At 55.5% G+C, this 6593-nt stretch carries 6 protein-coding genes; 1 reads left to right on the top strand and 5 read right to left on the bottom strand.

The genetic code is table 11. The features are described 5' to 3' along the window. Positions 1-367, bottom strand: a 367-nt coding sequence (locus tag B3729_RS22840; RefSeq protein ID WP_286789081.1) for a cellulase family glycosylhydrolase, incomplete at its 3' end; no start/stop codon positions are given. Between the two features lie 425 nt (positions 368-792). Between B3729_RS22840 and B3729_RS22835 the strand changes: the two genes are divergently transcribed. Next, entirely contained in the window at positions 793-2997 is a 2205-nt protein-coding gene (locus B3729_RS22835; protein ID WP_286789080.1) for an OsmC domain/YcaO domain-containing protein, read from the top strand. A gap of 164 nt (positions 2998-3161) precedes the next feature. On the opposite strand, the gene B3729_RS22830 is transcribed toward B3729_RS22835, so the two are convergent. Genes B3729_RS22830 through narI form a run of 4 tightly spaced genes read right to left on the bottom strand, consistent with a single transcriptional unit; the run spans position 3162 to position 6586 of the window. Continuing rightward, positions 3162-4379 carry an MFS transporter gene (locus B3729_RS22830; RefSeq protein ID WP_286789083.1) on the bottom strand — a complete coding sequence of 406 codons (1218 nt, stop codon included), beginning with the start codon at positions 4377-4379 and terminating at the stop codon, positions 3162-3164. 59 nt (positions 4380-4438) lie between these two features. Beyond that, the gene (locus B3729_RS22825; RefSeq protein ID WP_286789079.1) at positions 4439-5323 is read right to left on the bottom strand and encodes a peptidylprolyl isomerase; all 885 of its coding nucleotides are present in this window, start codon (positions 5321-5323) and stop codon (positions 4439-4441) included. Positions 5324-5327: 4 nt separating this feature from the next. Next, positions 5328-5885: a fused DSP-PTPase phosphatase/NAD kinase-like protein gene (locus B3729_RS22820; RefSeq protein WP_286789078.1), complete on the bottom strand. Its 558-nt coding sequence runs from the start codon at positions 5883-5885 to the stop codon at positions 5328-5330. Then, on the bottom strand, positions 5882-6586 hold the full coding sequence (gene narI / locus B3729_RS22815) for a respiratory nitrate reductase subunit gamma (RefSeq protein ID WP_286789077.1): 705 nt from the start codon (positions 6584-6586) through the stop codon (positions 5882-5884). Before narI ends, B3729_RS22820 begins: the two co-directional genes overlap by 4 nt. Positions 6587-6593: the final 7 nt, after the last annotated feature.

Raw genomic sequence — 6593 nt, 5'->3', positions numbered from 1 at the left:
AGTTATGCAGGTCCAGAATAATCTTGATGTTGTGCTTTTGCGCATAACCAAAGGTGCGGTCTATCAGGGCTACATAGGTAGGATCAAGAGGACCGCCCAGCTTGGGTTGCAGGCGCTCCCAGATAATGGGGAAGCGGAATGTCTTGATGCCCCTGGCGCTCCACTGCTGGAAATAGGATTCCACTGGAAAAATATAGTTGGTGCCATTGATTCCAGGTAAGACATGGGGAGCAAATCCCGCACCGGACAGGTTCAGACTAACCAGATCGACCGGTTCGGCTTGGGCGGCTACCGAGCCAAAGGTAAGACCCACGAGAAGGGGCAGGCTCTTGAAGAATCGCTTAGAAAAATGAATGGACGTGCTCATAATCACCATACTGCTCTGCTAGTGATGGGCTAGGTCTCGCGTCCATGAATACGAGGGGGCTGCCCTAAATAAAAAGTAATGAGGTCTTGGTACTAGGAGATACCAAGAGGCGCATCCTGACGCTTGTGCCCTTGATTACAAGTGACGTGCCAAAACCTTTACATATAAGGAAACATTTAGGATTAAAGTCCTGATAGCTTTGCTAAATACTTGATGGCGCAATGCTTTCAGCAGGAAGACCGTTTATCAGGTTTGATTTTTCAGGTCGAGTAGGCAGTGCCTGGTCAAGAAGGGACCCCTTGGGCAGTCAGAAATCTGGCTTTCAGGCGAGACCATTCTGGCGCTTTCGTCCAAAAGCAAAAACTTCTTGTCGAGATGCGGGATAATGGCAGCTAATTCGCTTATTCACGTTTCGGTAGTTTTGCATGGAAATCAAGGTCAATTTTCTCGATAACCTTCGGCTTGAGGCTAAGTTCGATGACTTCACGGTCATAGCCGATCAGCCTATCCGCTACAAGGGGGACGGTTCGGCGCCTGGGCCTTTTGATTATTTCCTGGCTTCATCAGCGTTATGTGCTGCGTATTTCGTGAAGCTGTATTGCCAGACACGCAACATCCCTACCGACAACATTCGTCTTTTGCAGAACAATATTGTTGATCCTGAAAACCGTTATCAGCAGATTTTCAAGATTCAGGTCGAGTTGCCGGCAGATATCTCTGACAAGGACCGCCAGGGCATTTTGCGCTCCATCGACCGTTGTACGGTAAAGAAGGTGGTGCAAACCGGCCCGGAATTTGTCATTGAGGAAGTGGATAACCTGGATGCCGATGCCCAGGCGCTGCTGATACCGAGCATGGCCTCTGACACGAGCACCTTTATTGCAGGCAAGGATCTGCCGCTTGAGCAGACTATCGCCAACATGTCGGGGATTCTGGCCGACCTGGGCATGAAGATTGAAATCGCTTCATGGCGAAATATCGTTCCCAACGTGTGGTCGCTGCATATACGCGACGCTCATTCTCCGATGTGCTTTACCAATGGCAAGGGGGCCACCAAGGAGGCCGCGTTGGCGTCAGCCTTGGGCGAGTTTATCGAGCGTCTGAACTGTAACTTCTTCTACAACGATCAGTTCTGGGGTGAAGACATTGCCAATGCAGAGTTCGTGCATTACCCGAACGAACGGTGGTTCAAGCCAGGCCGTAAGGATGCATTGCCATCTGAAATTCTCGATGCATACTGCAGGGAAATCTACAACCCTGATGGGGAGCTACGCGGCTCGCATCTGTATGACACCAACTCCGGCAACGTCGAGCGCGGCATCTGTTCGCTGCCCTTTGTACGTCAGTCGGACGGCGAGGTGGTGTATTTCCCGTCCAATCTGATCGAAAACCTGTACCTGAGCAATGGCATGAGTGCTGGTAACACGCTGGCTGAAGCGCAGGTGCAATGTCTGTCGGAAATTTTCGAGCGCGCGGTGAAGCGTGAAATCCTGGAAGGGGAGCTTGCCCTGCCTGACGTACCGCAGGACGTGCTGGCAAAATACCCGGCTATTCTGGCTGGCATCCAAGGACTGGAAGAGCAGGGCTTCCCGGTATTGGTAAAGGATGCATCGCTCGGAGGTGAATTCCCGGTGATGTGCGTCACCTTGATGAATCCACGTACCGGCGGCGTATTCGCCTCGTTTGGCGCGCATCCGAGCTTGGAGGTAGCGCTTGAGCGCAGCCTCACAGAACTGCTTCAAGGGCGCAGCTTCGAGGGTCTCAATGATCTTCCTCAGCCTACGTTTGAAAGCCAGGCCGTGACCGAGCCGAACAACTTCGTTGAGCATTTCATTGATTCCAGCGGTGTAGTGTCGTGGCGTTTCTTCAGTGCCAAGGCGGATTTCGAATTTGTCGAATGGGATTTTTCAGCCGAGGGTGAAAATGCCAATGCTGAGGAAGCCGCGACGCTGTTCGGTATCCTCGAGGATATGGGTAAGGAAGTGTACATGGCGGTATATGAGGACCTGGAGGCAACGGCTTGCCGTATCCTGGTGCCGGGCTATTCGGAGATTTATCCGGTAGAGGATCTGATCTGGGATAACACCAACAAGGCGCTGTCCTTTCGCGCTGATATTCTGAATCTGCACCGTCTGGATGACGCCGCTCTGGAAGCATTGGTTGAGCGCCTGGAAAACTGCGAGCTGGATGATTACACCGACATCACTACCCTGATCGGCATCGAATTTGATGACAACACGGTTTGGGGACAGCTCACGATTCTTGAATTGAAGTTGCTGATCTATCTGGCACTGAAGCAGTTCGAGGAAGCGCATGAACTGGTCGGTGCCTTCCTGCAGTTCAACGACAATACCGTTGAGCGTGGCCTGTTCTATCAGGCTTTGAATGCAGTACTTGAGGTATCGCTGGACGAGGAGCTGGAGCTGGCCGACTATGAAGTCAACTTCCGCAGGATGTTTGGCAATCAGCGCATGGATGCAGTGCTGGGCTCAGTGGATGGAAGCATCCGCTTCTTTGGCCTGACGCCCACCAGCATGAAGCTGGAGGGGCTGGATAGACACCTGCGACTGATCGACAGCTATAAGAAACTGCATACGGCACGTGCCAGGGCCGCTGCTTCTGCCCATTAGCTGTCATTGAAGGCGCGTAGTGGCTAGGGTCGCTCCCAGCGACTATACACCTGGCGGATGCCAGCAGTGCAATCGCCTGATTACCTGCTATTTGAGTAATCAGGCGCACTCGCAAGACGGACCTGTTACTGCGTTGGGGCAGAGGAGAACTGCCCTTTGCCCGGCTACGAATGATGGGTCTGCTCTTTAGAGGAGGTACCCAATGGAGGTGATCGTCGTACTTCGGTGATGTAGATCAGGATCAGCGACACCCACACGATGCCGTAGAGCAGCATGAAGCAGCTTGAGTTGATACCCAGGAAGTCGAGCAGTGTGCCAAACAGGATAGGCAACAGGAACCCTCCCAGTCCTCCCGCCATGCCGACGATGCCTGAAACGATGCCCATGTTTTGTGGAAAATCATCGCCGATGTACTTGAAGGTAGAAGCCATGCCGCAGGCAAAAGCGATACCTAGAATAAACAGCAGTGCTGTTGCTCCCCAAACCGGAAGGCCAAGATGAAAGTTCATCGGTCCCCGGATAGTTTGAACAGTAAAATCGGTTTGCGGATAGGAAAGTAGAAATAGACTGATCCACGCGATCCACAATACCCACCACGTTACAGCATGGGCACCAAGCCGGTCTGACAGCAAGCCGCCGAGCGCTCGAAGGGCACCTCCAGGAAGGGAGAAGCAGGCTGCCAGCAGTGAAGCCTGAGCAATCGAGAGACCGTACTCGTTCAGGTAATACTGTGGCATCCAGATCGAGAGCGCTGTGAAGCCCCCGAATACAACGGAATAATACTGACAGTATTTCCAGACGCGCCCATCCCGCAGAATAGCCAGCTGCTGTCTAACCGGAACGGAGCGTCCAGGGGCTCTGGTATCCGGTGCGGCAATTATCCAGAACAGAACCGCCGTCACGAGAAGCGCCACGGCATATACACGCGGCACGCTCTCCCAGCCGTAGCGAGCAACAAGGGTGGGCGCCAGGAACATGTTGATGGCGGCGCCAGCGGTGCCTGCTCCGAATACCCCCATCGCAAATCCCTTGCGCTCGCTGGGAAAAAAGCGAGCCACGTAGGGCGTTCCAACCGAGAATGAGGCTCCTACAAGCCCGAGTGCCAGCCCCAACAACAGGAATTGCCAGAGCTGGTTTGCGTAGGAGGCGAGCCAGAGGGGAACGGTGCACGTCAGAAGCAGCAAGGTCATCACTGTTCGACCACCGAAGCGGTCTGTCCAGATACCCAGCGGCAACCGGAAAATGGCGCCGGTCAGGACTGGCGTGGCGGTAAGCAGGCCGAACTCAGATGCACTGAGCCCTAGGGAGGTCTGAATGGGGATGCCGATCACGCCAAACATCATCCAGACGGCAAAGGAGATCAGAAATGCCAAGGTGCTCATCACGAGCACACGCAAGGACTGTGTGCTGTTTGAGGATGCGATTGCTGCCGATCCGGTTTTCAAGAGCAGTTCCTCGCGGGAATGATCACGGGATCTCGGTTCGGGGTGTGGCCAGCGGAAGCGCCCGCGGCGGTGCACGATGATCCCGCCGGCCACGCTGAGGGTCGAGCAGGGGCGCTTTCGCCTGCAAAAAGGTCGAAGCCCTTGATGCTGGCGCGTGCGGCCAGTGAGGCGATATAGCCCTGCACGGCCTGCCGCCAACTGGTTTCCTGCAAAAAGGCGATAATTCGCGGGCGTACTGCCTGCAGTGGCGGTACCCGTCCTTTATGACAAGCCAGCACACGGATGATATGCAGGCCGAACCGGCTTTGAACAACTGTGGGGCATACCTCACCTGCTGCCAGTCCGGCAAGGTGGGTTTCGAATTCCGGCACTGTGCTTCCACGCTCGATCAATCCCAGATCGCCGCCCTGCGTGCTTGATGGACAGTCAGAGAAGCGGGCCGCCAACACGGTCAGTGCTGTCGGGTCATCAAGCACTTCTGCAAGCATCGTTTCTGCCTTTTCCCGTGCCGCCCCAATGGCGCGTTCATCACCGGGGTTCGCTGCGATCAGCAAGTGCTGGACCTGCCAACGGTCAGGACGCTTCAAACGATCAAGGTTGTGCTGGTACCAGCGCTCCAGCTCTGTCTCGGTTGGCTCAGGAAGCTTCAGCTCAGTTTCGAGCAGACGCCTGATGGCGGCCTCGTCGGCCTCCTCACCGGGCTCAGCATCCTGACCGGTGATACCGTGGCGTGTAGCCTCGGCCAAAAGCAGCTCTCGAACGACGAGTGCACGTGCGGCCTGTTCCCAGGCAGCGGCTGGGTCATCGGCATCCTGCAGTTGGGCCTCCAGCGAAAGTAGGTCATCAGTAATGGCAATACCGTCAACGGTGATCATTGTCATGTCCCTACTTTTTTTTATGCTCGTCGAGCCGGATACGGACAGCAGAAGTGCTCTGCTGTAGTCCGGCTGTTATGCCGTCGTCCAGCGCAATGTTGGGCGGAACGCCGAGCGAGGCCCTGTACAAGGCCCACATGGCACCGGGCTGGTCGGTGGTTCCTCCGTGCAGTAACAGCGGTAGGTTACTGCGATCGGCCAGCAAGTCCGAAAACTGCTTGACCTGCTCCTGTGTCGGCAGGTCCTGAACGGGAAGGTTGGCGTAGCGGATGCGTGCGAATTCCGCATGTTGTTTTTCGGATGCGATTTCTTCCGCTGGCCTCAGATCCACAATCATGGCGAAACCTACGCGCTTGGCTTCAACCACACCCTCGTCCTCAATCGGTCCAGCGATAGCCACAAGCGGCGCAACACGGTGGTACAGCGGCAGTCGCTGCTCGGCAATCTGATCCCCGAATGGCGCGATCCCCGGCTGCGGCGCTACATCATCGGCAGCGCCCGCTGCCAGGGCTGCCTCCATGAACAGAACACCGGATAACAGCCAGAGCATATGCTGGAAAGGCGTCATACGCCCTCCTTGGAAATGTTGGCGTTCTTGCGAACGATCTGCCATCCAGGGCGGCCCAGGTACCAGACAGGCGCAGACCAGACATGGACGAGCCGGGTAAAGGGCACAAGAAGGAACAGTGTCATGCCGCAAACCAGATGCAGCTTGTAGACCCAAGGCACGTCGGCCACCAGCTGCGCCGAGCCCGGGCAGAACAAGAGGATGCTGCGAGACCACTCGGCAAGCACCAGCATGTAGGTACCGTCCAGATTTTGCGACGACTCGGGCAGCGTACTGATCCCGAGGCAGAGTTGGAAGAAGATGAAGAGCAGGATGAAAATATCGGTCGGCTTGCTGGTCTGGCGAATGCGGGCATCCGTCAGGCGCCTATGGATCAACAAAATTCCGCCCACTACGCCGAGGGCGGCGAGCGCACCACCCGTCACGATAGCCAGGATCTGCTTGGCTTTCACAGTCAGGCCGAGGGCATGGTAGACCTCAGGCGGCGTAAGTAACCCCGCAGTATGCCCGACAAAAAGGCCCAGAATGCTGATGTGAAAAAGATTACTCCCCCAAACCAACTGGCGACGTCTCAAAAACTGGCTTGACTGACTTCGCCAGGAGAATTGGCTGCGGTCAAATCGTGCCCAACTGCCCAGAAAAAAACAGATCATGCACAGGTACGGGTAAAACCCGAACAGGAACTGGTTGAGCCAATTCATGCGGCAT

It is taken from the genome of Pseudomonas sp. UBA3149, assembly GCF_002364655.1.
In the GTDB taxonomy this organism is placed as follows: Bacteria; Pseudomonadota; Gammaproteobacteria; order Pseudomonadales; family Pseudomonadaceae; genus Chryseomonas; species Chryseomonas luteola.
Note: the sequence above shows the minus strand (reverse complement) of the source record. Positions and strands in the feature narration are given on the sequence as shown.